This is a genomic window from Microbacterium sp. NPDC058269, from assembly GCF_042881445.1.
Lineage (GTDB): Bacteria > Actinomycetota > Actinomycetes > Actinomycetales > Microbacteriaceae > Microbacterium.
Genome location: NZ_JBHVXT010000002.1, coordinates 607,734 through 633,444 on the forward strand (window position 1 = coordinate 607,734; position 25,711 = coordinate 633,444).

Annotated in this window: 27 protein-coding genes; 13 read left to right on the forward strand and 14 right to left on the reverse strand. The window is 65.2% G+C overall.

Going from position 1 to position 25,711, the window contains the following annotated elements; all coding sequences use genetic code 11:
• Positions 1–39: 39 nt before the first annotated feature.
• From ACFVWL_RS11295 to ACFVWL_RS11315, 5 genes are all read right to left on the reverse strand, one after another.
• The gene (locus ACFVWL_RS11295) at positions 40–1,131 is read right to left on the reverse strand and encodes an ABC transporter ATP-binding protein (protein ID WP_387182461.1); all 1,092 of its coding nucleotides are present in this window, start codon (positions 1,129–1,131) and stop codon (positions 40–42) included.
• On the reverse strand, positions 1,128–1,922 hold the full coding sequence (locus tag ACFVWL_RS11300; RefSeq protein WP_387182464.1) for an ABC transporter permease: 795 nt from the start codon (positions 1,920–1,922) through the stop codon (positions 1,128–1,130). The genes ACFVWL_RS11295 and ACFVWL_RS11300 overlap by 4 nt, the downstream gene beginning before the upstream one ends.
• Positions 1,919–2,857 (reverse strand): ABC transporter permease, encoded by a 939-nt coding sequence (locus tag ACFVWL_RS11305; protein WP_387182467.1) that lies wholly within the window; start codon positions 2,855–2,857, stop codon positions 1,919–1,921. Before ACFVWL_RS11305 ends, ACFVWL_RS11300 begins: the two co-directional genes overlap by 4 nt.
• The gene (locus tag ACFVWL_RS11310; protein ID WP_387182470.1) at positions 2,854–3,993 is read right to left on the reverse strand and encodes an ABC transporter substrate-binding protein; all 1,140 of its coding nucleotides are present in this window, start codon (positions 3,991–3,993) and stop codon (positions 2,854–2,856) included. The genes ACFVWL_RS11305 and ACFVWL_RS11310 overlap by 4 nt, the downstream gene beginning before the upstream one ends.
• A 136-nt stretch (positions 3,994–4,129) precedes the next feature.
• On the reverse strand, positions 4,130–4,645 hold the full coding sequence (locus ACFVWL_RS11315) for a GNAT family N-acetyltransferase (protein WP_387182473.1): 516 nt from the start codon (positions 4,643–4,645) through the stop codon (positions 4,130–4,132).
• Between the two features lie 123 nt (positions 4,646–4,768).
• Between ACFVWL_RS11315 and ACFVWL_RS11320 the strand changes: the two genes are divergently transcribed.
• The gene (locus ACFVWL_RS11320; RefSeq protein WP_387183606.1) at positions 4,769–5,551 is read left to right on the forward strand and encodes a sulfite exporter TauE/SafE family protein; all 783 of its coding nucleotides are present in this window, start codon (positions 4,769–4,771) and stop codon (positions 5,549–5,551) included.
• A 76-nt stretch (positions 5,552–5,627) separates the two neighbouring features.
• Here the strand turns inward: ACFVWL_RS11320 and aspS are convergent, their stop codons facing one another.
• The gene (gene aspS / locus ACFVWL_RS11325; protein WP_387182476.1) at positions 5,628–7,409 is read right to left on the reverse strand and encodes an aspartate--tRNA ligase; all 1,782 of its coding nucleotides are present in this window, start codon (positions 7,407–7,409) and stop codon (positions 5,628–5,630) included.
• A 143-nt stretch (positions 7,410–7,552) separates the two neighbouring features.
• Between aspS and ACFVWL_RS11330 the strand changes: the two genes are divergently transcribed.
• Positions 7,553–7,927 carry a DUF5684 domain-containing protein gene (locus tag ACFVWL_RS11330; protein ID WP_387182479.1) on the forward strand — a complete coding sequence of 125 codons (375 nt, stop codon included), beginning with the start codon at positions 7,553–7,555 and terminating at the stop codon, positions 7,925–7,927.
• A 1-nt stretch (position 7,928) separates the two neighbouring features.
• On the forward strand, positions 7,929–8,558 hold the full coding sequence (locus ACFVWL_RS11335; RefSeq protein ID WP_387182482.1) for a histidine phosphatase family protein: 630 nt from the start codon (positions 7,929–7,931) through the stop codon (positions 8,556–8,558).
• 81 nt (positions 8,559–8,639) lie between these two features.
• Here the strand turns inward: ACFVWL_RS11335 and ACFVWL_RS11340 are convergent, their stop codons facing one another.
• On the reverse strand, positions 8,640–9,545 hold the full coding sequence (locus tag ACFVWL_RS11340; protein WP_387182484.1) for an NAD(P)/FAD-dependent oxidoreductase: 906 nt from the start codon (positions 9,543–9,545) through the stop codon (positions 8,640–8,642).
• A 241-nt stretch (positions 9,546–9,786) separates the two neighbouring features.
• On the opposite strand from ACFVWL_RS11340, the gene ACFVWL_RS11345 reads away from it, so the two are divergent.
• The 7 genes from ACFVWL_RS11345 (at position 9,787) to ACFVWL_RS11375 (ending at position 16,170) form a co-directional block, all read left to right on the forward strand.
• On the forward strand, positions 9,787–10,077 hold the full coding sequence (locus ACFVWL_RS11345) for a helix-turn-helix domain-containing protein (protein WP_387182487.1): 291 nt from the start codon (positions 9,787–9,789) through the stop codon (positions 10,075–10,077).
• Between the two features lie 5 nt (positions 10,078–10,082).
• Positions 10,083–10,463, forward strand: coding sequence for a MerR family transcriptional regulator (locus ACFVWL_RS11350; protein ID WP_387182489.1), 381 nt, complete (start codon positions 10,083–10,085; stop codon positions 10,461–10,463).
• A gap of 184 nt (positions 10,464–10,647) precedes the next feature.
• Positions 10,648–12,378 (forward strand): hypothetical protein, encoded by a 1,731-nt coding sequence (locus ACFVWL_RS11355; protein ID WP_387182492.1) that lies wholly within the window; start codon positions 10,648–10,650, stop codon positions 12,376–12,378.
• A 219-nt stretch (positions 12,379–12,597) separates the two neighbouring features.
• Positions 12,598–13,413 (forward strand): metallophosphoesterase, encoded by an 816-nt coding sequence (locus tag ACFVWL_RS11360; RefSeq protein ID WP_387182495.1) that lies wholly within the window; start codon positions 12,598–12,600, stop codon positions 13,411–13,413.
• A complete protein-coding gene (locus tag ACFVWL_RS11365) occupies positions 13,406–13,600 on the forward strand; it encodes an antitoxin VbhA family protein (protein ID WP_387182497.1) in 195 nt (64 codons plus the stop codon). The genes ACFVWL_RS11360 and ACFVWL_RS11365 overlap by 8 nt, the downstream gene beginning before the upstream one ends.
• A gap of 232 nt (positions 13,601–13,832) precedes the next feature.
• Positions 13,833–15,554: a DUF4209 domain-containing protein gene (locus ACFVWL_RS11370; protein ID WP_387182500.1), complete on the forward strand. Its 1,722-nt coding sequence runs from the start codon at positions 13,833–13,835 to the stop codon at positions 15,552–15,554.
• A gap of 40 nt (positions 15,555–15,594) precedes the next feature.
• Entirely contained in the window at positions 15,595–16,170 is a 576-nt protein-coding gene (locus ACFVWL_RS11375) for a hypothetical protein (protein ID WP_387182502.1), read from the forward strand.
• 111 nt (positions 16,171–16,281) lie between these two features.
• On the opposite strand, the gene ACFVWL_RS11380 is transcribed toward ACFVWL_RS11375, so the two are convergent.
• The 3 genes from ACFVWL_RS11380 to ACFVWL_RS11390 form a co-directional block, all read right to left on the reverse strand.
• Complete coding sequence (locus tag ACFVWL_RS11380; protein WP_387182505.1) at positions 16,282–16,833, reverse strand: hypothetical protein; 552 nt, start codon at positions 16,831–16,833, stop codon at positions 16,282–16,284.
• A gap of 369 nt (positions 16,834–17,202) precedes the next feature.
• Positions 17,203–17,874: a hypothetical protein gene (locus ACFVWL_RS11385; protein ID WP_387182509.1), complete on the reverse strand. Its 672-nt coding sequence runs from the start codon at positions 17,872–17,874 to the stop codon at positions 17,203–17,205.
• 280 nt (positions 17,875–18,154) lie between these two features.
• Positions 18,155–18,547, reverse strand: a complete 393-nt coding sequence (locus tag ACFVWL_RS11390) for a hypothetical protein (protein WP_387182511.1) — start codon at positions 18,545–18,547, stop codon at positions 18,155–18,157.
• Positions 18,548–18,959: 412 nt separating this feature from the next.
• Here ACFVWL_RS11390 and ACFVWL_RS11395 point away from each other — a divergent pair, with 412 nt between their 5' ends.
• A complete protein-coding gene (locus tag ACFVWL_RS11395; protein ID WP_387182514.1) occupies positions 18,960–19,094 on the forward strand; it encodes a hypothetical protein in 135 nt (44 codons plus the stop codon).
• An 8-nt stretch (positions 19,095–19,102) separates the two neighbouring features.
• Here the strand turns inward: ACFVWL_RS11395 and ACFVWL_RS11400 are convergent, their stop codons facing one another.
• From ACFVWL_RS11400 to ACFVWL_RS11415, 4 genes are all read right to left on the reverse strand, one after another.
• Positions 19,103–19,378 (reverse strand): hypothetical protein, encoded by a 276-nt coding sequence (locus ACFVWL_RS11400; protein ID WP_387182517.1) that lies wholly within the window; start codon positions 19,376–19,378, stop codon positions 19,103–19,105.
• A 761-nt stretch (positions 19,379–20,139) separates the two neighbouring features.
• The gene (locus ACFVWL_RS11405) at positions 20,140–21,324 is read right to left on the reverse strand and encodes an AAA family ATPase (protein WP_387182520.1); all 1,185 of its coding nucleotides are present in this window, start codon (positions 21,322–21,324) and stop codon (positions 20,140–20,142) included.
• An 89-nt stretch (positions 21,325–21,413) separates the two neighbouring features.
• Positions 21,414–22,232, reverse strand: coding sequence for a hypothetical protein (locus ACFVWL_RS11410; RefSeq protein ID WP_387182522.1), 819 nt, complete (start codon positions 22,230–22,232; stop codon positions 21,414–21,416).
• Between the two features lie 264 nt (positions 22,233–22,496).
• Positions 22,497–22,847, reverse strand: a complete 351-nt coding sequence (locus tag ACFVWL_RS11415; protein WP_387182525.1) for a hypothetical protein — start codon at positions 22,845–22,847, stop codon at positions 22,497–22,499.
• Positions 22,848–22,967: 120 nt separating this feature from the next.
• Here ACFVWL_RS11415 and ACFVWL_RS11420 point away from each other — a divergent pair, with 120 nt between their 5' ends.
• Both ACFVWL_RS11420 and ACFVWL_RS11425 read left to right on the forward strand, forming a co-directional pair.
• Positions 22,968–23,693, forward strand: a complete 726-nt coding sequence (locus tag ACFVWL_RS11420; protein ID WP_387182527.1) for a TnsA-like heteromeric transposase endonuclease subunit — start codon at positions 22,968–22,970, stop codon at positions 23,691–23,693.
• 25 nt (positions 23,694–23,718) lie between these two features.
• Positions 23,719–25,698, forward strand: a complete 1,980-nt coding sequence (locus tag ACFVWL_RS11425) for a Mu transposase C-terminal domain-containing protein (RefSeq protein ID WP_387182530.1) — start codon at positions 23,719–23,721, stop codon at positions 25,696–25,698.
• The last annotated feature ends 13 nt before the right edge of the window (positions 25,699–25,711 follow it).

Here is a 25,711-nt window from a genome sequence, read left to right on the forward strand (position 1 = left end):
CGCTAGCGCCCAGGGTGGCCACGGGGGAAGAGCGATGACTCAGCCGCGCGGATGCACGGCGACGGGTTCGGGCGCGATCGCGATGCGTACCCGATCGCCGAATGTCGGGTGGGTCCCCGGGGCGTGCTGCACCCGCACGAGTTCGCCGGATTCGGTGCGCACGAGCGTGCGACGCATGCTGCCGAGGAAGGTGCTCTCCTCGACCAGGGCGTCTGCTGCGGCATCGGCCTCGGACGCGAAGTAGACGTTCTCCGGACGCAGGTACACGTCGACGGGGCCGTCCGCGGGCGACTGCAGCGGAAGGCGCTGCCCCCACACCATGACGTGATCGCCCGCGGCGACGCCCGACACGACGCTGGACAGACCCACGAACGCCGCGACACCGGCGGTGGACGGCGTCGTGTAGAGCTGTTCGGGCGAGCCGATCTGCTCGATGCGACCCGCGTTCATCACGGCGATCCGGTCGGAGACGGCCAGCGCCTCCTCCTGGTCGTGCGTGACGAAGACCGTGGTGATGCCGAGGCGCAGCTGGATGCGGCGGATCTCATCGCGCAGCTGCACCCGCACCTTCGCGTCGAGTGCGGAGAGTGGCTCATCGAGCAGCAGGACCTTGGGCTCGGTCACCAGCGCGCGCGCGAGCGCGACGCGCTGCTGCTGCCCGCCGGAGAGCTGGTGCGGGAAGCGGTCGGCGAAGTCGGCGAGGCCGACCAGAGCGAGGGCATCGACGGCGCGGCGCGCTGCCTCGGCCTTGCCGACTCCCCGCCGCCGCAGGCCGAAGGCCGTGTTCTCCGCCACCCGCAGGTGCGGGAAGAGCGAGTACGACTGGAAGACCATGCCGATGTCGCGCTTGTTCGTGGGTACCCGCGACACATCGCCGCCGCCCAGGAGCACCGCGCCCTCGTCGGCGCCCTCGAGCCCCGCGAGTACTCGCAGCAGGGTCGTCTTGCCGCATCCGGAGGGGCCGAGGAGCGAGACGAATTCTCCGGGCGCGATGTCGAGATCGACCCCGTGCAGCACCCGGTTGCCCGAGTAGCTCTTCACGATGCCCTGCAGCTCGACACGCGTGCCCTCACCGGCCTGAGCGAGCAGCAGGTTGTCCTTGGTGCGCGGCAGCGCGTGGTCGAGGGTCATGAGCGGGCCTTTCCGGTGCCGCGCGCGACGCGGCCGATGACGAGGAGCAGGAGGAAGACGAACACCAGCGCGAGCAGGGTGAAGATGGCCGGCGCGTAGGGATCCTGTTTGTTCACGACGACCATGGCGGTCTGGAACACCTGGCGATTCAGGAGCGAGGCGATCGTGAACTCGCCGAGCACCACGGCGATGGAGATCAGAGATGCCGCAAGAAGACCCTGGCGCAGATTCGGAGCGAGCACCTTCAGCACGACCGTGGGCCAGCTCGCGCCGAGCGACCGTGCCGCTTCGGACAGGGTGCGGAGGTCGGCCGCATCGATCGACGCCTGGATCGACCGGAACGCGAACGGCAGAACGGTGATCCCGTAGGCGAAGGCGAGAGTCCAGGTGCCGGTACCGAAGGCGCGACCGATCTGCAGGTAGATCGGCGCGAGGCCGACCACGAGCACGATGGCCGGGATCGAGATGGGCAGCAGCACCGCGAACTCGAAGGATGGCTTGAGCTTCGGGAAGCGCAGGTTCACCAGGATCATCGTCGGTGCGAGCAGCAGCAGCACGATGGCCACCGTGACGACCGCGAGGACCAGCGAGTTGCCCAGGCCCGTCCAGATCGGCTTGAGGGTGGCCGCGGCCGCGGGGTCGAACAGCGCGATCCAGTGGGCGAACGACAGTCCGCCGTCGGGATCGCGGAGTGTGAACAGGAACGTCGATACCAGTGGCACGGCGAAGAACGCGCCGACCAGGATGCCGATGATCCAGCGGGTTACGAGAGAGGGGCCGAGCCGGTTCACGACTGCCACCTCGCTGCGCGTCGCTGCACGAGGGAGTACAGCGCCATCACGATCCCGACGATCACGATCATGCCGAGCGCGAGGGCGCCGGCGAGGTTCTCGCGGCCGAGCACTGTCTCGCTCGTGAGAGCGGTGCGGATCTGGAGCGGCACGATCTGCGCACCCTGGCTGGCGAGGGCGGCGGCCGTGGCATACGAGGAGAAGGCGTTCGCGAACAGCAGCAGCAGGCTGGCGAGGAACGACGGGGCGAGCACAGGGATGCCGATGCGGAGCCAGAAGCTCGCACGGGTGCCGCCGAGAGTGAGGTTGGCCTCGGCCCACTGCGGCTTGAGCGCGGCGAGGGCGGGCATGAAGGTGATGACCATGAGCGGGATCTGGAAGTAGAAGTAGGGGAGGACGAGGCCGGGAAGCTCGTAGAGCCAGGTGCCGTTCTCGAAGATGTTGACGCCGAACGAGTCCTTCAGGAAGACCGTGACGACACCCTGGATGCCGATGGTCGCGATGAAGGCGAACGCGAGCATGACGCCGCCGAACTGCGCGAGCACCCCGGCCGCGGCGTCCACTGCCGAGCGTGTTCTGCCCTCGGGGTCCATGCCGAGCAGGGCGTAGCAGACGAGGGCGCCCACGAGCGCACCCACCACTGCGGTGAGCAGCGAGAGTCCCGCCGAGTTCGCGAACGTGTTCAGCACGACGGGGTCGACGAGAGCCGACATGTTCGTCCAGGTGAACGAGCCGTCCTTGGTGAAGAAACCGGAGCCGATCGACAGGATCGTCGGCACCGCCAGGAAGAGCACGACATACGCCGCGAACGGGACGAGCCCGAGCCAGGCGAGGGACGGAGCGGACCGCCGGGCCCTCGCATGCTGCGAGGACCCGGCGGGGGTGGCGGGGGCGGATGCCGCAGCATCCGCCCCCGTTGCGGTGAGGGTGGTCACTGGACCGCCGCGGCCCACTTCTCGCCGAGCAGCGTGCCGGCGTTCGTCGACTGCTCCTCGGTCGGGACCACGGTCTCTTCCGGAGCCTCGGGGAGCGCGGCGGCCAGGTCGGCGTCGATCGTGCCGGCGTCGGTCATGGCCTCCATGCGCACCGGACGAGCGCCGCCCTTCAGCCAGAGGTTCTGCACCTCGTCGCTGTAGAGGAACTCCTGCCACAGACGAGCAGCGGCCGGGTGCGGGGCGTCGGCGTTGATGGCCTGGTTGTAGTACCCGGCGTAACCGGTGCCGTCGAACACGACGACCTTCCAGTCCTTGTTGTCCGCCGTGTGCGAGGCGTTCAGGTAGTCCCAGTCGAACACGACGGGGGTCTCGCCGCTCGCGATGGTCGCGGTGGTCACGTCGACCTTGAGCAGGTTGCCGGCCTTCTGCAGCTCCGAGAAGAAGTCGATTCCGGGCTGGAAATCGTCGAGCGTGCCGTCGGACTGCACGGTCGCGAGCCCGACTGCGGCGAACGCGGCACCGGCCTGGGTCGGGTCGCCGTTGATCGCGACGGCGCCCTTGTAGTCGGCCGAGAGCAGGTCGGAGAGCTCGGCGGGAGCGTCGAACTTCGACGAGTCGTAGCCGATCGACATGTACCCGCCGTAGTCGCCGACGAAGAGACCGGTCGGCTCCTTCAGCTCATCGGGGATGTCGTCCCACGTCTGCACCTTGTAGGGAGCGAAGACATCGGTGTTCTGCAGGGCGACGGTGAGGCCGATGTCGAACACGTCGGGCGCGGTGTCGAGGCCCTCGTTCGTCTTGGCGGCCTGGATCTCCTCGGCGCTCGAGACGTCGGGGGAGGCTTCGTTGATGGTGATCTCGGGGTACTTCTCGGCGAACAGATCGAGGATCTCGCCGTAGTTGGCCCAGTCGCGGGGGAGCGCGATGACGTTGAGCGACCCCTCGGCCTTGGCTGCGGCCTCGAGATCGGCGAACGTGCCGAAGTCGGCGACGGAGCTCGCGGCGGAGGCGTCCACGTCGGAGCTGCCTCCGCCGGTGGCGTCAGCTGCGCCGGAGCAGGCCGTGAGTGCGAGCGCGGCCGTGGTGGCCAGGGCGATGCCGGCGCCGATGCGCGCGCGGCGGGTGAAGCGAGCCATGAGTGTCCTCTCGGTGTCCGGCGCTGTGAGCCGGTTTCGGGTTGCGAGAGGACACTATGAGGCGGAGGTTGCCGCCCGTCGCGGGTCTGGTGAACGGATGGTGGCGAGGCGGTGGCCGAACAGCGCCACGGGCCGCTCAGCTCTGCGGGACGCTGTACTTGAAGCCTCGGTGCGACCCGACGTAGCCCAGTCGCTCGTAGAAGCGGTGCGCGTCGGTGCGGGCGGAATCCGACGTGAGCTGCACCATGGTCGCGCCGACCGCGGGGGCTGCGGCTTCTCCGACCCAGCGCATCACGGCGGAGCCGATGCCCGACGAGCGCAGACTGCTCTGCACGCGCACGGCCTCGACCAGCAGCCGCCGCGCGCCGCGACGCGCCATCCCCGGGATGGAGGTGAGCTGCAGCGTGCCGACGATCACGCCGTCGAGCTCGACCACGAGCAGGTCGTTCGACGGCTCGGCCAGGATCTCGACGAGTCCTCGGCGGTAGGCCGGACGGTCGTCCTCGGACGCCACATCGCCGCGGGCCACGCTGATCGGGTCGTCGGCGAGCAGGGCGATCACCGCGTCCGTGTCGTCGACCGTCGCGCGGCGGAGGAGCGCGGTTCCGATGCGCGATTCGAGGGAGTGGGGCAGCGGGAGGGCGTCGAGCATGGCTCCAGTCTGCCAGCGCGCACTGTGGAGCCCGGCGCCGATGCGAGGACCGCGCCGACTCTCTGGAATCATGGCGAGGTGGATATCGGCGCCGTGCTCGGACTCGAGCAGCTCACCTGGGGGATGCTGCTGCTGATCGTCGTCGCCGCGTTCTGCGCCGGCTGGATCGACGCGGTCGTCGGTGGGGGAGGACTGCTGCAGCTCCCCGCACTCCTGCTGATCCCCGGCATCTCGCCGGTGCAGGCGCTCGCGACGAACAAGCTCGCCTCGGTCTTCGGCACCGCGACCAGCAGCGTCACCTACTACCGCCGCGCGAAACCCGACCTGCGCACCGCCCTGCCGATGGCGATCATCGCGCTGATCGGCTCGTTCGGGGGTGCGGCCGTCGCGACGGTGCTGCCGCCGGCCGCCTTCAAACCGATCATCGTGATCGCCCTGCTCGCCGTAGCGCTGTTCACCGCGTTCCGACCGCAGATGGGCGCGGCGACTCAGCTGCGGTTCCACGGGCACAAGCACCACATCTTGGCGGGCGCGGCGGGGCTCGGCATCGGCTTCTACGACGGGATGATCGGTCCGGGCACGGGGACCTTCCTCGTGATCACCCTCGTCGCGCTGCTCGGCTACGACTTCCTGCAGGCGAGCGCCAAGGCCAAGATCGTCAACCTCGCCACCAACGCGGGCGCCCTCATGCTGTTCATTCCGCATGGAGCCGTGCTGTGGGTGCTCGGCGGCATCCTCGCGGTCGCGAACGTCGCGGGCAGCTACCTCGGATCGCGCATGGCGATATCGCGCGGAACCACCTTCATCCGTGTCGTGTTCCTCGTGGTCGTGATCGCGCTGATCGCGAAGCTCGGCGTCGATGTGTGGAACGAGAACATCGTCCCGGCTTTCGCCGCACTCGGCTGAGCGACGAGAAGCGCCCGGGCCGCACGAGTCCGAGGACTGCGCGCGACCCGGGCGTGAGTCAGCGTGGCGGCGGGCGTCAGGCCTCGTCGTCCTCGGGCTCGTAGTCGACTCCGGCCTCGGCGCGCTGCGCGTCGGTGATCGGTGCCGGAGCGGAGGTCAGCGGGTCGAAGCCGTTGCCCGACTTCGGGAACGCGATGACTTCGCGGATCGACTCGGTCTTGGTCAGGTGCTGCAGCACACGGTCCATGCCGAGCGCGATCCCGCCGTGGGGCGGTGCGCCGAACTTGAACGCGTCGAGCAGGAAGCCGAACTGCTCGTCGGCCTGCTCGTCGCTGATGCCCATGACCTCGAACACGCGCTTCTGCACGTCTTCGCGGTGGATGCGGATGGAGCCGCCTCCGAGCTCGGAGCCGTTGCAGACGATGTCGTACGCGTAGGCGAGGGCCGAGCCGGGGTCGGTGTCGAACGTGTCCTGGAACTCCGGCTTCGGGCCGGTGAACGCGTGGTGCACGGCCGTCCAGGCGCCTGCGCCGACGGCGACGTCACCGGAGGCCACGGCGTCGGCTGCCGGCTCGAACATGGGAGCGTCGACGACCCAGGTGAAGGCGAACTCGTCGGGGTTCAGGTAGCCGAGACGGCGACCGATCTCGACGCGGGCGGCACCGAGCAGCGCGCGGCTCTCCTTGGTGGAACCGGCAGCGAAGAACACGCAGTCGCCCGGCTCAGCACCGACGAACGCTGCGAGTCCGGCCTGCTCCGCTTCGGAGAGGTTCTTCGCGGCGGGGCCGCCGAGCGTGCCGTCTTCGTTGAACAGGACGTAGGCGAGCCCACGGGCGCCGCGCTGCTTCGCCCAGTCCTGCCACGCATCGAGCTGCTTGCGCGGCTGCGAGGCGCCACCGGGCATGCGCACCGCGCCGACGTACTCGGCCTGGAACACCCGGAACGGGGTCTCCTGGAAGTACTCGGTCATCTCGACGAGCTCGAGGCCGAAGCGCAGGTCGGGCTTGTCGGAGCCGTACTTGGCCATCGCCTCGGCGTACGTCATGCGCGGCAGCGGCGTGGCCACCTCGACGCCGATCGTCGCCCACATCGCCACGATGAGCGACTCCATGAGGGTGATCACGTCTTCCTGGTCGACGAAGCTCATCTCGATGTCGAGCTGTGTGAACTCCGGCTGGCGGTCGGCACGGAAGTCTTCGTCGCGGTAGCAGCGCGCGATCTGGAAGTACTTCTCCACGCCCCCGACCATCAGCAGCTGCTTGAACAGCTGCGGCGACTGCGGCAGCGCGTACCAGCTGCCGGGGCTCAGGCGAGCGGGCACCAGGAAGTCGCGGGCGCCCTCCGGGGTCGAGCGGGTGAGCGTCGGCGTCTCGACCTCGGTGAAGTCGTCGGCGTGCAGCACGTCGCGGATCGCCTTGTAGACGTTCGAGCGCAGGCGCAGAGCGGATGCGGGGGCCGGACGACGCAGGTCGAGGTAGCGGTACTTGAGGCGAGCTTCCTCGCCCACGGTCTCGGTGTCGGCGAGCGCCGTGGAGACCTGGAAGGGGAGGGGAGCGGACTCGTTCAGCACCTCGACGTCGGTCGCGATGAGCTCGATCTCGCCGGTGGGGAGGTTCGGGTTCGCGTTGCCCTCGGGGCGCAGCGACACCTCGCCGGTCACCTTCAGCACGAATTCGTTGCGCAGCGGGTGCGCGATCTCCTCGTCGCGGATGACGACCTGGGCGATGCCGGAGGCGTCCCGCAGATCGATGAAAGCGACTCCTCCGTGGTCACGACGGCGATCGACCCAACCCGAGAGGGTGACGGTCTGACCGATGTGCTCGGCTCGCAGAGAGCCTGCCGAGTGGGTGCGAAGCACGGAGTATTCCTTCTGATCTGGGAAATGGGGAGCCCGCCCATTCTACGGGGGCGGTCGGGAGGTCATCGGCCCCGTCAGCGGCGCCCGGGCCGGCATATCAGTAGGATCGCCACGACACAGCTCTTACACAGAAAGGATGCATCGTGGACAACAACGGCATCGCCGATCTCTACGCATCGATCTTCTCCGGTACTACGGGCCTGATCGCGCTCGTCTTCTACATCCTCGTCGCCATCGGGCTGTGGAAGGTGTTCACGAAGGCCGGATACCCCGGCATCCTCGCGATCATCCCTATCGTGAACCTCGTCTTCCTGGTGAAGATCGCCGGTCTGTCCGGTTGGTTCGCGCTGCTGTACCTCATCCCGATCGCGAACCTGATCCTGGCGATCATCGTCGCGTTCAAGCTCGGTGAGCGCTTCAACAAGGGCGGTGTCTTCTCGTTCTTCCTGCTGTTCCTCTTCCCGTACATCGGGTACCTGATCCTCGGCTTCGGGGATTCGCGCTACAGCAAGGCGTGATATGACGGCGTCCCGGCTGCACCTCGTCCGACACGGCGAGGTGCACAATCCGGCCCGCGTGCTCTACGGTCGTCTTCCCGACTACCACCTGAGCGACGCGGGCCGGGGGATGGCCGCAGCAGCGGCCGACCACGTGGCTGCGCTCGACCGTCCCGTCTCCGCGCTCTACGCGTCTCCTCTCGAACGCGCGCAGGAGTCGGCCGAGCCGTTCGCCGAGCGCTTCGACCTCGTGCCGGAGATCGACATCCGCCTGATCGAGCCCACGAACGTGTTCGAGGGCACGCAGATGCGCCGCTCCCTGATGAACCCCCTGAAGTGGTGGCACCTGCGGCAGCCGTCGTTGCCCAGCTGGGGCGAGCCCTACTCGTCGATCGCGGAGCGGATGCTCGGTGTCATGGACGAGGCGTGGGATGGTGCGCCGGATGGCGACGTCGTGATGGTGTCGCACCAGGCACCGATCTGGATCACCCACCTTCGAGTGGCGGGCCTGCCGTTGCGGCACGATCCGCGCACCCGTCGCTGCGCCCTCTCGAGCGTCACCTCGTTCGAGCGCGTCGGCGACGTCTGGCGCGAGGTCGCGTACGCCGAGCCCGCCGCGACCGGCGGTGCCGTCGACGTCGGCGCAGTCTGACCCGCTCCTCGCCTTCGAATCGCGCAACTGGTCCCATCTCCACGATGGATGCGACCAGTCGCGCGATTCGAACGGCTGAGGTCAGTGCTCGGCGGCCAGGAGCGACTGGATGATGCCGACCGCGGCGAGCTGACCGGCGGCGGCGGCCAGCAGCACGGACGCCATCGGCCCGGGAAGGGTCGCGCGGTGGGCGAGGTCGCCCGCGGCGAAGATGCCCTGCACGGAGGTGCGCCCGAACTCGTCGATCTCGATGCAGCCGGACTCGAGCATTCCCAGCCCGAGCTGCGCGGCGAACGGCGATCGCTGACGCATCGATCCCGCCGCCACGAAGACGCCGGCGACCACGCGCTCACCGTCATCCGTGCGGATGCGGACCCCGTGGTCGACCTTCTCGACGGAGGAGACCGGGGCAGGACTCACCCGCACGCCCTTCGCCTCGAGCATCCGGATGTCGTCGTCGGCGAACAACTCCGCGACGGGGAGGACGGTGATCTCTCCGACGATCCGGCCCAACAGGCCGATGAGGTGCTCGGCCCGAGGAGCTGCGCCGATGATGGCGATCGGCTTGCCGGCATGCTCGTGTCCGTCGCAGAACGGGCAGCTGAACGCGAGGGTTCCCCACAGATCCTGCAGTCCGGGCACGTCGGGGAGGTCGTCGGAGACGCCCGTGGCGATGATGACCCGGCGCGCTTCGACCACCGACCCGTCGGCGATGCCCACCACGAACGCATCCTCGACACCCGAGACGCTCGTCGCTGCTGAGTCACGGATCTCCACATCGTCGTAGGCGGAAAGCTCCGCTCGGGCGGTCGCGCGGAACTCGGCCGGGGGAGCGCCGTCGGCACCGACCATGTTGTGCATGTGCAGGACGGTGCCGTTTCGGTATTCGCCGGAATCCAGGAGCAGCGTCGATCGATGCATCCGTCCGAGAGTCAGGGCGGCCTGCAGTCCTGCCGGTCCTGCACCGATCACGATGGCGTCGTACATGGGCGGTCCTTCCCTCTGGATGTTGCGTTCGACGCCAGTCTGTGACTTCATGTCAACATGAAGTCAAGCGCTGAGCATCCCTGGTCCGTCGGTGATGTCGCGGCCCGTTTCGAGCTGTCAATCGTCAGTCGACCCGACCCTTTTGCACCTTCAACCTGCACCGGTCGGAGCGACATGATCCAGCGTCACCCAATTGAACCGCGTGTTTCTGCGGTTTCGACTCTCTCTCGCGGAAAGTGCCATGCCTAGGTCGCAGCGCGCTACTCCCGCGGATCTGTCCCCCTCCTGGCCTAACTCTCCGTCGACCGAGCCGGAGGGTGAGGTCGCACGGCTCTTGGCGCTCCGGTTGGAGGCAGCGATCCCGTATCGAAGCGTACGGAAGGTCGCCGACATTGCGGGTGTCGATGAGGGGACGATCCGCAACATTGTGTCGGGCTCTCGGTGGCCGGACCTGCGCACCATTGTCCGGCTGGAGGAGGCGCTCGGCGTCGCGCTCTGGCCTGGACGCTCGGGTGAGGGCGGCCGACAGTGAAGGTCATGAGTATCGGCGATGTCGCTCAGGTGATGGGGTTACCCACCAACGTTCTCCGGCATTGGGAGACCGTGGGGCTGTTGTCGCCGGAGCGCGACAGCGGTGGCCGACGGAAGTACGACGAGGACCAGGTCGTGCGTATCGCTGTCATCCAGCGCAGCAAGGGTGCGGGGATGACCTTGGAGCAGATCGGTGTGATGCTCGACGATGGTGCCCGCGAGCGTCATCAGGTGTTGCAGAAGCACCTCGACGACATCGACCGACGCATGGAGGACATGCTCCGCTCTCGGGCGATGACTGAGCATGCGATGAACTGTCGGTCGCACGACATCGCGACCTGTCCCAACTTCCGCGCAGGTGTGGCAGACGTGATGGCTCGTTTCTGACCCCAGGCTTCATGCCGTCACAATCGGCCCCAGTGCCGAGTGTCGACGGACGAGGGCGAGCGCGTTCTCTTTAACCTCGGTGGTCCCGGCCCGAGTTGGGTGTGGGCGGAGAACGTGTCGAGGTGGCGGCGTCGGTGAGAGCTGTGGCCACCGTAGTCTGAGGACAACTAGTGGAGGGGCCAGGATGGAGCAAGGTCGAATTCGATGGTCGCACCTCGATGAGGCGACCTTCAACGAACTGGTCGAGACGCTGCTCGTCCGAGAGTTTTCGACCGATGGCCAGATCGCGATGGCGGTCGACGGCCGCGGCGGAGACGAAGGCATCGACATCGACGTCCGCGCCAAGCGTTCCGACCAACTGATTCGGATCTTCCAACTGAAGTACTTCCCTGAAGGTTTCTCGGGAGGGTTCGTGAACCGCCGGACTCAGATCAAGCGGTCGCTGCAGGAGGCGTTGAAGCACAACCCGCCGGCATGGACGCTCGTCGTCCCACGGAATGTCACTGTCAAAGAGAGACAAGCGGTGAGGGCGATGCGGAAAGGCCATGATGTCCGCGTCTCTTTCATGACACCCACCGAGATGAACGCGTTGCTGGCGAAGCATCGTGACATCGAGGAGCGGTTCACAGTCGACCGAGCAGTCGAACTCCTCAAAGCAGTCAACCGTGAAGAAGCTGCAATGATCCGCCCAGGAGACCTGCGCTCGGAGATCGACCGCATCTCGAATCGCGTTGAGGGTCGGAGCGAGTACTGGGGAACCGCTTTCGCGGTCGAGCCGGATGGTTCGTATCAGGAAACTTACTTTCCGAAGAGGCCCGATGCGTTCGAACGGGAGCCGCTCGGAGCGACGTTCACCTTGAGCTTCTCCGAGGAGGATGGGCCGCTGAAAACGCAGTGGGAGTCGGCAATGAAGTTCGGCACTATCGAGCGTCTAGTGCTGCCTACGCACACGGTGCAGTCGTTCGAGAAGACAGGACCCGCCTGGTTCAGTGAGGTCCTCGAACATGTTGAACTCGAGTTCGGGCCTGTCGGCGACGCCCACCAGCCGATTTCGGTTCGGATCGACGCTCGTGATGACGCGGGGCGGGTGAAGGCAACGCTACGCGGCAAGACGACTTCCTTCGCGCACGGATTCGGGGGATACACGTTCGACGCAGCCCTCGAGGGCGGAGTGAACCAGCGCTGGACGATGCCTTCCGACTCGGGAGAGGCGGGCAAGGTGGTGTTCGGGGCCGAGTTTGAGGGGGCGAGTGCTCGCGAAATCCGACGGGTGCTTCGCTTCAACGCGGCAATGACCGAGTCGAGCGTCCTCGGTGTCTACCTGAACGACTCCGGTCCGACACTGCTCACGGTCGCCGGGGATGAATGGGGATCACCCGACCCGCAGTTCGTCGCATTCATTGAGGACGTCTGTGCGCTGGAAGCACATTTCGACCTCGACCTTCTGCTGCCTCATCACATCGATAGCTCGGACCTGATTTGGGCACGAATCTTGCGCCTGCTTATCGAAGGCAAGGCGACCGCACATCCTCATAACGGCACTTTCGGAGGGACTCTTGACGGCGAAAACGATCCCACGCTCGATGTGCTGCTGACCGAAGGCAACGCCATCTGTGTCGACAGAAGTGGTTTCGAGATCGGGTTCTTCGGAGAGCGGCTCGTGCTCGACCACGTGCGCTACTACGCTCACCACGCGATGGTCGACGATGCTGCGGCTGTTCGTCGCGCAATCGATGCCGGAGCCGCTGCTGGGACACAGATCGCCATTCGCCCGGTCGATGACATCCCCTGGATCATCTATTCACCTGAGCATGCGACGAACGCAGGTCGTGCCGAGGTAGTTCCGCAACCTTGGGGCATCGACGGTGTGCGAGAGCATCCCGGATTCGGGCGCCTTCCTCGCCTCGAGAAGTGATGGCCGTCACGGTCGTCCCCAACACTCATCGAGGTGGGACCTGCGTGCGTTCCGTCTGCGCGCGAGGCGCGAGATAGCGTACGGCACCCTAACGACAGGTGAGAGTGCTCCCACCTCGAGGGATCACGCCGAACGTGACGATGCGTCGATCTGCCCAGAGTTACGGAATTTACTCCGCGAACTTGCTATGCTTCAGCGACGACCGACGGAGGCGTGGCCATGGAAGCGTTCGAGCACACAGATCGAATAGTGCTGGATGACCAGCGCGTCGCGGTGTGCGGAGACTGGCACGGCAACATCGGCTGGCTCAGAACGCTCGCGAAGGTCTTGCCCGCGCTCGCGCCCGATGTCACAACGATTCTGCAGCTCGGAGACTGGTGGATGGACCCGGCGGTCACAGATGAGGTCTTCGCCGGCACTAGCATCACCCAGATCTACGTCACATTGGGCAACCACGAGCCCTGGTCCGAGATCACGCCCTTGCTCGAGCGACAGCCAGGAGCGGCGGTGCGCGTTTCCGCAACGACCTGGCTGCTCCCGCGCCCCGCCAGACTGACCATCGGTGGACGCTCGGTCATCTCGCTTGGAGGCGCCGCATCCGTTGACCGGCTCTGGCGCATAAGCGGCGCTGGGTGGTGGCCGGACGAGGCCATCACAGATGACCATGTCGCGATGGCTGTCAACGGTGGGCCGGCGGACCTGATGCTGACCCATGAGTCACCGGCTCGCACGCCGGTGCGTGCGGTGCGGGAAGTGCTGCGCACGAACCCGATGGGGTTTCCAGATGAGACGCTGGCGGAGTCCAAGGAGTCACGGGCGCGGGTGGCAAAGGTCTGGGACGCGGTCCGACCTGAGCTCTTGATGCACGGCCACATGCACGTCGCCGGCGGCGGGGCGACGAAGGATGGGCGTCGCGTCGCGAGCTTCGGACGGGACACGATGCAGGGCAGCCTCGCATTCCTTGATCTGAGCACGTTGCGACTGGAAGTCCCTACAGTCCAGCAGATGAGGGCAGCGGCCTTTCCTGGTGAGTGATGGTGGGCGCATTCGTACGCGAGAGCAACGGCTCAACGGTGTCCTCGAGGCGTTCCACTCCTGCCACCTCGACGGATTGCAACCATCTCCGGACGCGATTCGCGACGGGTGGCACTACATCGAAGGTCGGCGCACCCTCGATGAGCTCATCCAGGACGTGATCCGTCGGCACACCAAGGGTGGATGACCCGCGGAGAAGCCCCCAACCGGTGGGCGTAAGCGCTGGGGCTAAGCACCGCGTTTCGCGTCGTCGATTCGTTCCGAGGCATCGATGCCCCTCGAGCCGGCCGCCTCGACAAGGCGTTGAGCGAAGCGGAGGTAGACGCCTGCATCCCCCCGCCGTGCCGGTGCGTTGGCAGCACTCTCAGGGCGAGATGCCTCACCGTCGGTGGTGCTTCGCCAGCCAATAGTGTGGTCGCATGGCAGACGACAACTCGAACTCGGTCGATTCGGTCGCCGGAGACTCGGCCGACTACTACGAACTCTTCAGCCGATTCCGTGAACGCGCTGACGCTGCGCCGGAGTTCGGCATCCTGGCGAAGGTGACGTCGATGATGCTCATCCGGAATGGGGGCGACCGGGCGAGGTTTCAGCCGCTCGGCGAGTTCGCAGGTACCGCTACTTTCACGACGGCTCAGATCACTCGCGACGACATCACGCTCCTCCGATCTGTGAAGACCGCCAACGTCGCGGTGACTGCACGGGTGCATGACGTTCTGTGGGAGTTCACCAAGGGGAAAGAGCGCATCGAGCATGTGCATCTCGCCATTGACGCGTACCTGGAGCTTGCATCCAGCGTCGACTGGCATAAGGCGGATGACCTCCTCCACAGAGCGTTGGAGCTGTCAACGCGATTCCAGGGCTCCGACGAAGGAGAACGGATAGCGCGTGTGCGCGATGTCGCGCGCACCTCGCTCGACGCGGGTGCATCGTCGCCGGGGGAACTTCTCGCCCTCTGCGAGCTGCTCAGAGTGGCCCGGCCATCATCCGATGACCGCGATGCTGTGGCGGCCAACATCAACATCGCGCGGCGAGATGCGGCCGCCGCGAGGGAATACGGCCTCGAACGCAATCTGATTCGAGAGTTGCTGCTGTGGGAGGAGGGCGATGACTCGAAGCAGGACCTCACAGCGGATGTCGCGGAGCTGTGGGTCGCCGAGGCTGATGCGCGACTCGAGGCGCCGGCCCGCAGCGCGTTTGTCGCGGCCTCTTTTCTCGAATCGGCAGTCCAGGTCTTGCGCTCAATCCCGCGGAAGCATCGGGAGCGTCTAAACGTCGAAACTCGTATCTCCGAGCTTCGCTCTCGAATCGCCGAACTCGGCGAAGAGGCCGTCGACGAGATGACGGAGTTCACGTCTACAGAATTGCCACTCGGCGAGTATGCGGAAGCTGCCCGCCGTATTGTGACCGGCGTGGGCGCAGGTGAGGCACTGCTCCGTCTCGCGCAAGTCGCCAGCCTGACGACCGAGGCCGCCGAACGCGAACTTGCTGAACAGATTCTCGATAGCACCCTCATGCTGATGCTTCCCACCACCAGCCTCACGCATGATGGGCGCGTCGCGGATAAGGCCACGGCTGAGGAAGCTGTCGAACGACAGATGGGTGAGCTTGCTCACACTCGACGTAGCATCGCTGTTCTGGGTCAGATTCTCCCAGCGTTGCGTGTTGCCCGTGCAGAGCACTCGTTGAGCAAGAGCGACTTCGTGCAGTTGGCGTTCGATTCTGCCATCGTTCCCTCCGGGCAGGAGCAACTGTTTGCCTCGGGATTGTTTGCCGGGTGGAATATGGATCTCGATGCTGCCGTGCATATCCTTGTCCCTCGGATGGAAGCCCTAGTGCGGCACCACCTGAAAGGCGCCGGGGTTCTCACCACCCATCTCGACCGCGACGGCATTGACGATGAGGTTGCCCTGCCGGCGTTGCTCGAGAAGCCCGAAGCCGCCGAAGTATTCGGCGCGGACCTCATCTACGAACTGCGCTCTGTCTTCGCCGGACGTTTCGGCGCGAACCTTCGACACAATGTTGCACACGGTCTCGTCGTGGACTCAATGCGTGGTTCGGTCGTGGGGCTGTACTCGTGGTGGCTGATGCTACGACTCGTGACCGTGCCATTCTGGAGCCGAGACAGCGACAGCGAATAGCCGCGTTAGCGCTGCGGCCGCGTGTGGATATTCTGACGAGATGACTGACACGCCCCCGCCACGGTCCTCGCGCGCGATTGACTGGCCAGCGGAATGGGCGCGGGACGAGAAGTTCTGGCGCGAAGTTGCAACCCGGACCATCGCCGGTGCGCTCGCGCTGAGCCTCCTCGGTGTTCCATCGCTGATCTACTTGATGCTCGCGGGGCAGCTGGATGCATCCGTCGGGATCCCGATCCTCATCGGCATCGCCATGGTGCTTGTTATTGGAATCATCTGGTGGGTCACCCGTTTGCTCGTTCAATCCCTTGAGAGGCGACGCCTAAGCAGCATCGTGCGGGAAGAGCGTTCACAGGCCACGGGCGGTGCTGCGGTCAGCGCCGAGGGAATAGCCCGGCTCGTCGAACAGTTCCTGCGGCGGCGCCGGGAACGAGGCGATCCGTTCGGGGCTGAACTAGAGGAGGCTTTTACCCCCCGCCACGAACAAGCCTCGGAGCTCAGTCCTGAAGCACTCGAGAAGATGGAGCGGGTGGCAAGCCTAGCGAGATGGGCGACCCCGGTTGTAGGCGCCGTCGCTTCGATTGCCGCCGGCGTCGTGGGTTCGCTCTTCCTGCGGTAGGGGACGCCGATCCGAGGAAAACGGCCGCGGGAATCGAGCTGACTGCGTCTTCGGGATGCTCACGCGGGGAGGCCGTGGCGTTCGAGGAGATCGGCACGTTCGGAGCACGCCTTAGACCACGCGAGGGTCAGCCAGGATGAACGGGATGATCTTGTCCGAGACCAACTTGCGGATCTTGTACCGCTGCTTCGAGGTGATGGTGGTCTTGTCGCGCTTGCCGAACATCTTGAGCAGGAACTCATAGTCATTCGCCCCGTCCCCATGGTTGTAGCTGTCGGGGGTGAACGCGCCTTCCTCGAGGAGGAACTTCAACGCTGCACGTGAGAAGAACTCGGTCGTCATCTCCACGGTCTTGCCGGCGTTCGCTGCGGCCTGCACAAAGGCGAGCTTGTGGAGTACATCGACGCGACGGTTGAGGTCGGTGCGACCGAAGTGCTCCACGCACGAGCTGCCAATCGGGTAGAGCTCCGCCCCGTTGACCTCATTGGTGATGGTGTACATCCACAGCAGCCCGATCTGACCGCACACGCACACCCCATCGCTGGTCGGATGCTCCTCCACCGAGGTCACGTCCCACTCGAGAAGCGCCTTCTTCCAGGTGTCTGCGTCTGACGCCGCGATGACCGCGCTTCTCAGTACTTGAAAGTTCGCTGTTGTCCCCATGTTCGCCATCCCCAATCGGTCTGACTGTACAGCGAAGTCGGCGATGGGTGGGGGCTGCGACCACCTTGCGCGTCCGAGAGACCGGCACTCGTGTCTAGTCCTTTGATTCGAGGGGCCACCAATGGTTGGAGATGACTTTGGGGTCCAGGCTGATGCGTTGCACTGCTAGGCTGCGGGCCGTCTGTGTCGCCGGCACTGGCCACCGAAAGGCCTGCGATCTAGCGGACGTAGTCGGTGGCGCTGACCTGGTCTGCGGCATCGCGAGGGGTTGGTGCGTCCTCTCGCGCCTGGCTGTTGATCCCCCGACTCAGCGGGCGCAGTTGGCGCTACTGAGCGCCCGGCTGCAGGCCGAGCAAGCGCGTTGGGCGTTCAGTTCGGAGCCTCGATGGACGCGATGCGGTCGATGCGTGCCGGGGCGAGCACTTCGTTCAGGAGCAGCTTCACTGCGCCGCGAGCGCCGACCGTCTCGGGGTCGTCGACAGCGCTGATCTCCAGGTCCTGGGCGGTCAGAGGCATGCACTTCTGGAAGAGCTCGGCGCGAACGGCGGCAACGAACGGCGCGCTGGCTGAGAGCATCCCGGCGAGTTGGACGCGGCGCGGGTTGAAGAAGTTCACGACGACAGGCGAAGGAACCTCATCCCGGCTTCGACGGCGATCGACGTGGTCGCTGCCGATACCGGCGGTGATAGCCAGCTTCAGGTTGGGTGCCTTCTTGATGCGCTCCGGCGTGAGATATGCCGGCCAGAACGGCTGAGAGATGACAACGTCCGCGTCGGGAAGTTCACGCTCGAAGACCGAGTCAGGGCCTTCCTTGTCGCTGGTCACGACGAGAGTGTGCCCGGCATCTTCGAGGAAGCGGCGCAGGCCCAGCTCCCCGGAGACAGAGCCCACGAGCTCACCCGGGGTGAAGTCGAGACCTTTCGGGGAGGGGAGCGTCTGCCCGTTCGGGTAGCGCTCGATGACCGGGATGCTGTCTCGGGCATAGCGCGGCGGGTAGCCGCCGGTGGGGTCGGGGTACAGGACCAGCAAAATCTTCGCCATCGGAGTCTCCTCTAGGGCAACGAGTAGATACCCCTTCATGCTTCGCTGCGCGGCGATAGTCGTCCAAGACGCGTTGCCTGTGATCTCATCGGCGGGAACGATGAGTATGAAGTCTCTGCGCCGGCTGCCACCCGACGCGCCGACTAGCTCAGTCGAGTCCAGAATGTCTCAGCTCGCCTTGAGGCGGTTCGCGCTGGCGCTCTTAGGTCGTGCAACGTGCTCGCCACGGGCAGGTCCAAACCGCCGCCACGCCTTCACGCCGGTCGAGAGTCCGCTTGAGTCAGACGCTCCAGGCCCACGCGGTGTGACGAGCGTCGCGGAGCACCTCATCGAGTTGCCCGGCCAGCAGTTGTTCGATTGCGCTGGGCGCCTCCTCGCCGGTGTCGTCGTTGACTCGGGTGTTCAACCATTGCGCCCACGTCCATCGCCCCCGAGTGCCCTTGCTCAGCACTCGGAGGGTGGCACCGAGTCCCTCGACCAACTGCCCCTCGTGGACCTGGAACGCAGGGTAGAGCATGACGCCGTCATCGGTCTCGAGCTCGAGCACGTCGAGCGAATCGGCAGCCTCCTTCACGTCCGACTCCGTCCAACCGAGGGCACGAGCGAGAGAGCCGACCGTGTAACAGGGGCCGACGATCTTCGCCCACGGATTCGCTTCCTCGGTTTCGGTCATCGGCCCGCCGCCTCTCGGATCTGACGGAGCGCCGGCACCTCGATGCGCTGCGCCCTCGCTCCGCGCCATACTCGAAGACTACTCAGTGCGCAGGGCCTGTCGCCTAGTCGGTATAGCGGGAGTAATTCCCGAGTTCTGTGCCCTCCTCGGCGGCATGTTGCACCGCATTGCTCCATAGAGCGCATGTCGTAGTACGTCGCCAGTCGCTTGCTCGAACCCAAGCCGGCGCCCATTCTCCGGCCGTAAACAGTCTAGCAAGATTCGAAGCTATGTTCTATCCTCGAAGCATGAGACCCGCGACCGTTCATCCTCCTGCGACCATATGGATGGTCGACGATGTTCCAACGAGGATGATCTTCGCCGGATGCCGGTGGAGGGTCACCGATACACCGACTCGACTACGACACTCGGTGTGGAGCGCCCCCTCGAGCAGCAGGCGGGACTCTACGGATGGCGCTTCCAAGGCACCGACGAAGACGGCCAGTCGCTGGTGTTCGACGTCTTCCGCGCCGAAGACGGCTGGCACGTGCACCGAAGCTACGACTGACGCCGTCATCAGTGTTTCACGGGACGCCTCACTCGTGGCTCATCGGCGTATCCCGCTCTCTCCAGTTCAGCCGCGTCACATTCCTCCCGGCGACGGTAACTGACTCTGCCGGAGGCGGGGAACCCGTCAATGCGCCAAAGCCGGAAGCGCTGCTCGGGAAGTTCCTCCACAATCCACTCATGGTACGTCTCACCGTCGAACGGAACGTACGTCTCGAGGTACTCGTAGTCATTCCCCGCATCATCCTCAGCGATGAGCCGGGTGCGCTGCTGATGTTCGGCCATGGCGAGAAGGTTACCTCGACAGCGTGCGAGGCGGAAGGCACGCGCCTGCGTGGGTCAGACCCTTCGCCGAGTATGCCCTCGGGAACTGTGCTTGCCACGGCAACGGCGTCCTTCTTGTCTACCCCTGCCGCGGTGACAACCTGGACAGCGCGGTCGAGGGTGAGCGTGGCTCCCGCCAGAGTGTCCGTCCCTTTCAAGGTGGGGTTCCCTGAACGCACGTCAACGTCAAGTCCACCGTGCTGATACTCGCCGTCGCCGAGCCTGGCGGCAGGCATCGCGTCAGTCACGAGCGCCACGCGACACGCATGCCGGAGGCCTCGGCGCGGAGCTCGTCGGCACGAGTCTCGCGAACCCAGGACCCGGCTTTGAGATCGGGAGGGACGTTCTTCGAGGCATGGTCAGAGGTGGACGCGCCGCTCTCCACCTCAGGGTTTTCTCACGCATTCGCACGACATGACCAGCCGCAAGGGAGGGGCGGCCGTCGGTGCTGCGCCGGGTGTGGAATGCCGGGCTCAGGGTGAGGATGGAGTCGCGAAAGCGAGACGTTGGGGTGGGCGCGGCGTTTAAAAGGCGGGGAGCTACCGTTCAGAACCGGCTTGCTCCCCGCCTGCTACGCCACGTCAAACCCTTCAGCCCGCGTAGCTACGGAGCGTTAAGGGTCATCTGCCTCACCCATTGGGATCTCGCACGATTCCGTGACACCTCGCGCGAAGGTGGGTCAAGCATAGCGTCCCAGCCAGATTCGAAGGCAAAAGCAGAATCTACACATTCTCCGCAGCGCGACGGCGCACGTGCCCGGTCAGCCCAGGCGTGGTGAACGCGATTCGACCAGGTCCTGATCGAAGGATCACGCTCTTCCTCTCCAGCGAATCGCAAGCGGCGCTGAACTGCGCGGGCTCCAGGCCTGATTCGCCAAGGAGGCCATCGACCGGGTACTCGTCGTCGTCGCCAGTCGCAGCCATCGCGCGAAGTACTGCACGCTCCGCAGCATCTGCGCGATCCCAGCTGGAGCGGAAGTACCCTTGGTCGAGTTGTCTTTGAGCCTTCTCGAGAGCTTGGCGTGCGACCGTCAGGTCAATCGTCCGTGTCGGGGTTAGGTCCCACGACTCCTGCGCGAAAAGCTGCAAGAAGTACGGATACCCCTTCGCGGCGCTGGTCAGAAGGTCGAGAGCGTCGTCGTCGATTGTTAGACCGTGGGTGCTGAGCGGGTTACGTATCGCGGCGCGTGAGGCCTCTGCGTCCAATGCTCCGATGTGACGGTAGTCGAAGAGCCGCTCGGCGTAGCTTCGCGCGCCGGCAAGGCGTCCAGGGAGCGTCGGCAGGCCAGCGCCAACCACGTAGAAAGGAATGTCCTTCTGCCCCGCGCGGTTCTGCACGGTGATAAGTGCGGAGAGCAGTTCGTCATCGACGTCTTGCATCTCGTCGATGAACACTCCGACGGCTGAGTGGGACTCACGCAGCGCGTCCGCAAAGTCTTCGATGAGTTCTTCAAGGTCAACTTCAAGCACCCCGGACGACGCTCGCCCGGTGGAAGGCTCACGGGCAGTCTCGATGGAGATGACACCCAGGGACAGCGAGAAGCCGGTCAGGGTGCCGAGCGCGCGCTTGACTGCTTCTGTGTAGCTCTTGCCGTTCTTGAATTTCTCGGCGGCCTCGTGGAGCTTGCGTCCAAGGCGCTGACGGATGGCCGCAGGTCCGGCATCCGAGGTCTGCGCTTCGACATCGATGCAGAGCCAGCCCGCGCGTTCGGCTTGCTCTCTCATGGCGTTGAGCAGAACGGTCTTTCCGACACCGCGATAGCCGTGCAGCACGATGCTCGCTCCGCGGTTTCGTCCGCGTGACCGTGCCACCAAGAGGTCGAATGCGTCGACCACTTCGGCTCGGCCCGCGAGCAATGGCGGAGTTCGTCCCGATCCCGGCGTGAACGGGTTGAGTTCAGGGTGCATGGCCTCAGCGTACGGGCAGGGTGGGACAGTGGGGCTGGTGAAGTCAGCGAATGCGAATCACGGCACCAGAATTTCGGCAGCTCGGCTCGTCAGAGCGAGAACGTAGTCCAGCCGTCCGCCGCCGAGAATCGGCGAACCGTCGTATTGAGGCTGTCAAGCCATAGGCAGTCGACATCCGCTGGAAGTGCGAAGCTCCCGTCGGTGAGGTCCCAGAGGTGCGCGGAGCCGAGGCGTGCGCGCGTGCCAGTGGGCGTTGTGAACAGATACAGGTGTCGCGAGGAGGCTCCGAGGGCGCTCGACCCTTCGGCGAGCTTGCGCCTCTTGCGCGTTAGCGGCTCAGTGTGGAAGTACTCAGTGAAGTGGTCACTCACGCGACCGCGCGCCTGTCCGACTCGTGAATCCCATCCGCCGATCTCGACGCCGGGAGCTCCGTGGGTGTCAGCCCACGCGTAGATCAAGGGCGCGGCGCGGAGGTAGCCGGACTTATGTGTTGCCTCACGCTCCTTGAGCTCTCCGTTGATCTGTTGCGCCAGGCGGCGGCGCTGCTTCGTGGGAGGTACATCCCAGGCTTTGTGAAAGTGAAGAACCCAGGATGCGGTACCGGCGTAGACCGCGGCAATCTCCCGCCTCAAACGGAAGGCGTTGTCTGTGTCTCGTCTTAGGACAGGGTCAAAGGTGGAGGAGACCTCGACGACGGTCACGTCACCCGATGGTGAACGCAGGTAGATGTCCACTGCGCGCTGACGTCCGCTCGTGTCCCACAGGAATGGGTGGTGCCCCGTGAGTTGGTACAGCACTCGAGCGGCGCGTCGTTCATCTGGATCGTCCACGAACTCTCGCTCGATGCGATCCCACACACGAAGGTCGTTCGCGTCAGCGCGCGCCCCTTCGACATAGAAACGGGCCATAGGTGCACGCTACCGCGGCTGGTCGAAGCCGACGGCATTCAGCTGCACCGACAGCTGGACACGGCGGTCGCCGCCCCGCAGCCATGACTTCGTCGACGCGCGCTCACCTGACGGGCGTGGTCGCGCAATCGAGTGAGGCTTGTGCGTGTAGCAGATGCGTATTATATTCCGCGTATGACACGCCGATGTGTACGGAACTTTCTGGGCTTGAGTGAGCCTGGGCGATGCGCTGAGCGGGTTGGGGACGAGCTAGGTTCCCGGCGTCTACATGTCTGCGCTCCGCATCCACTCATCAAGGGGGGTGCCAATCAGCTTGCGCAGGCGACTTATGTCCTCGAGCGCCATGACTATGCGCCCGTTCAACATGCGTTGAAGGCGGTCGTAGGGCATCTCCAAGTGCGCTGCGAGGCCAGTGATGGTGCGGAACTCCGAGTGTGGAAGGTACTCCTCCACGATCCCGTACGCGATCTGGTGCTGCAGCTGCGACGCCTCCAGCTGGGCAATCTCCAGTGGAGTCCACGAGCTATCCGGCTCGCGCCAATCGGTGGGTTTGCGGCGGCCAAAATCGCGCGGAGGAATCACGAAGGATCTCGGCATGTAACGGGGATTGGACACGTCTAACAGAGTAGTGCCGCCCGTAGACAGGTACGGCGCATGCTCCCAACTTCAAGCGAAATACCGAAAACGGCGCGTACGCCCGTTAGTGTCATCGAACGTGAGCCGACAGGAGAAGACATGATCCAAACGACGACCACTGGCGCAGACACGTCTCGCATCTCGTGGTGGGACAAGAACGGACTGCAGACGACCCGAGCGAACAACGTGCAGCGCCTTAAGGACGCGACACCGAGCAAGCGCGCTCGCGAAGCCCCGAAGTACAAGGGGCAACTGAGCTTCCAAGGCCGCTACTGGTTCGAGGCACTGGGAAAGCTCGTCTGGCACGAATCAATGGCCGAGTACTCCTGGCTGATGATGCTCGACCACGAGCGTCCGGTGCGGGCCGTGCGGGAACAGCCGTTCATCATCACGTTCGCGGACGGCACCACGCACATCCCGGACTACCTCGCCACGGCAGACCATGGTGAGCGGAGCCTGCACGATATCCACCCCGAGGGGCTCATGACTGCACGAGACGTGCGAGTCTTCGCGGCGACTCAGCGGATGTGCGACGTCCTCGGATGGGGTTACGAAGTTCGGGATCAGATGCCGGACATCACGTTCTGGAACCTCGAGATGCTCGCACGCTACCGACACCCGATGTTCGCGCCGACCTCGAGCGTGAAGCAGCGCATTCTCAGGACTGCGACTCGCACGCCCCTCTTCGGCGATCTACGACTCGCGCTCGCCACGGACAAGCCCGGAGAACTGCTGCCCGCCCTCACGCATCTGATGTGGCGACGAGAGCTCCACATCGACCTCGAACGACCTTTCACCGACCACTCACTCGTCACCGTCGCGTGACCATCGCAGAGAAAGAGCACACGCCATGCCCAAACCGCCCATCATCATCCTCGGACAGATCGCTCAGCTCGAGCGCGGCCCATTCCGCATTGTCTCCTACGGCAAAGGATGCTTCCTGATCCGGAACGAGCGCACCTGTGACGAAGAACTCATCCACCATCTCGAACTCGCGCGACAGCTCGCACCAGGAACCTCGCTGAAGCGCGAGGAGGCACGGCCCGAGCCGCTCACCCGGACACTGGGCGCACTCAACGAGGACGCAATCCGTCTCGCACCTCACCTGCAGGAGATCCTCGATGGCACACCTGTAGCGGGGGAGGGACGTCGCGCCGAGTACGACGAGTCCGTGCCCATCACGAGACGGATGGCGCGCAAGCTGAAAGAGCTCGAAGAGGTCGGCCTGAAGATGTCGGAGGCAACGCTCAAACGACGTCTTCGCCGGTACCGCGAGATCGGCGTCGCCGGCCTGAGCGACCGGCGCAGTGTCAAGCCGGATGCACCGCTCTCCCGAATCGACGAGGGAATCGAAGAGATCGTCGTCGAGCTTCTTGACGGGTACAAGGGCCGTTCGAGCATCACGTACACGAGCATCCGAGCGGACCTGAAGAGAGTGCTCTACGAGAGGTATCCGCAGGCGGACGAGCGCCCTCAGCCGCCATCCCTCTCGACGGTCATCCGCATGGTGAAGCGTCTCGCTGGCGACCAGGATCCGACGCGAGCGGCAGCCAGGCGGGAGACCGACGCTCTCGTGCCCAAGCGGACATTCCGCCCCAGAGGAGCCGGCGCGCCCGGCGACGAGTGCCAGGTCGACACCACGGTCTTCGATGCATTCGTCCAGATGCCAGACGGAAAGATCGCGCGGCCCTACCTGACTGTCCTTCTCGACCGAAAGACACGCAGCATCCTTTCCCACGCGTTCACCGTCGGACCTCCCACCGGCTACGACCACGCCCTGCTTCTGGCGAACGCACTCGTGCCTCGAAGGACGCGCTCCTGGAACGACGCGTATGCGTCTCTGGGACTAGACGAGATGCCATGGGCGAAGCACCTCTCCGAAGAACAACGAGCGGCTTTCGACGCTCACCGGCCCTACATCTTCCCTCGACGCATCCTCATTGACAACGGTCAGGACTATCGTTCGCTCGTCTTCCGGGCTGCCTGTGAACGGTACGGCATCAGTCTCACTGAGTCGCCGCCGCAGAGCCCGACCAGCAAGGCCCACGTCGAGCGGAACTTCGGCACCATCAACAGCAAGTTCGCTCAGTTCCTCCCAGGCTACGTCGGCGGGAGTATCGCCATGCGCGGCGCGAAGGCTGCCAAGGACAAGGTCCTGCAGCTGCATGAAGTCGACGACTTGTTCGACCGTTGGACGGCCATCGTCTGGCAGAACCGGGAGCACGCAGGTCTTCGTGACCTCGACGACCCGACGCTTCTTCACACACCGAACTCAATGTTCATGGCGTCCATCGAGATCACCGGGCACTTCACGGTCGCCCTCCAAGAGGACGACTTCATCGCGCTGATGCCCTCCCAACGTCGAGTAGTTCAAACCGATGGCATCAGCTTCAACAGCCGCACCTACGACAGTCCTCATCTCTTCCCCTACCGACGACAGAAAGGCGGCGACGGCACACCCATGCAGGTCGATGTTCACTTCGACCCCACCGACCGCAACCAGGTGTGGGTGCGAGGAAAGGACGGCGCCTGGATCACCTGTGGGTGGACAGCGCTTCCCGGCATGTGGCGTCCGATGAACAGCGAGCTCATGCAGCGGACTGCGGACTTCTCGAAGGCGAGCATCACTTTCGATGACGAACAGGCGGATGATCTGGTCCTTCGTCTCCGCACAGACGTGCTGGCGGAGTCGGAGGCGCGCCGTCGGGCAGAACGCGAGGACCAGCGACGCGTTCGTCAGGCGCAGCAGCGCGCAGCTCGCAGGCTCGAACGCCAGGCCGCACGCGACGCCGAAGCAGACGATGACGGCTACGAGTTCGACGTCGCCTGAAACCAAGACCCTC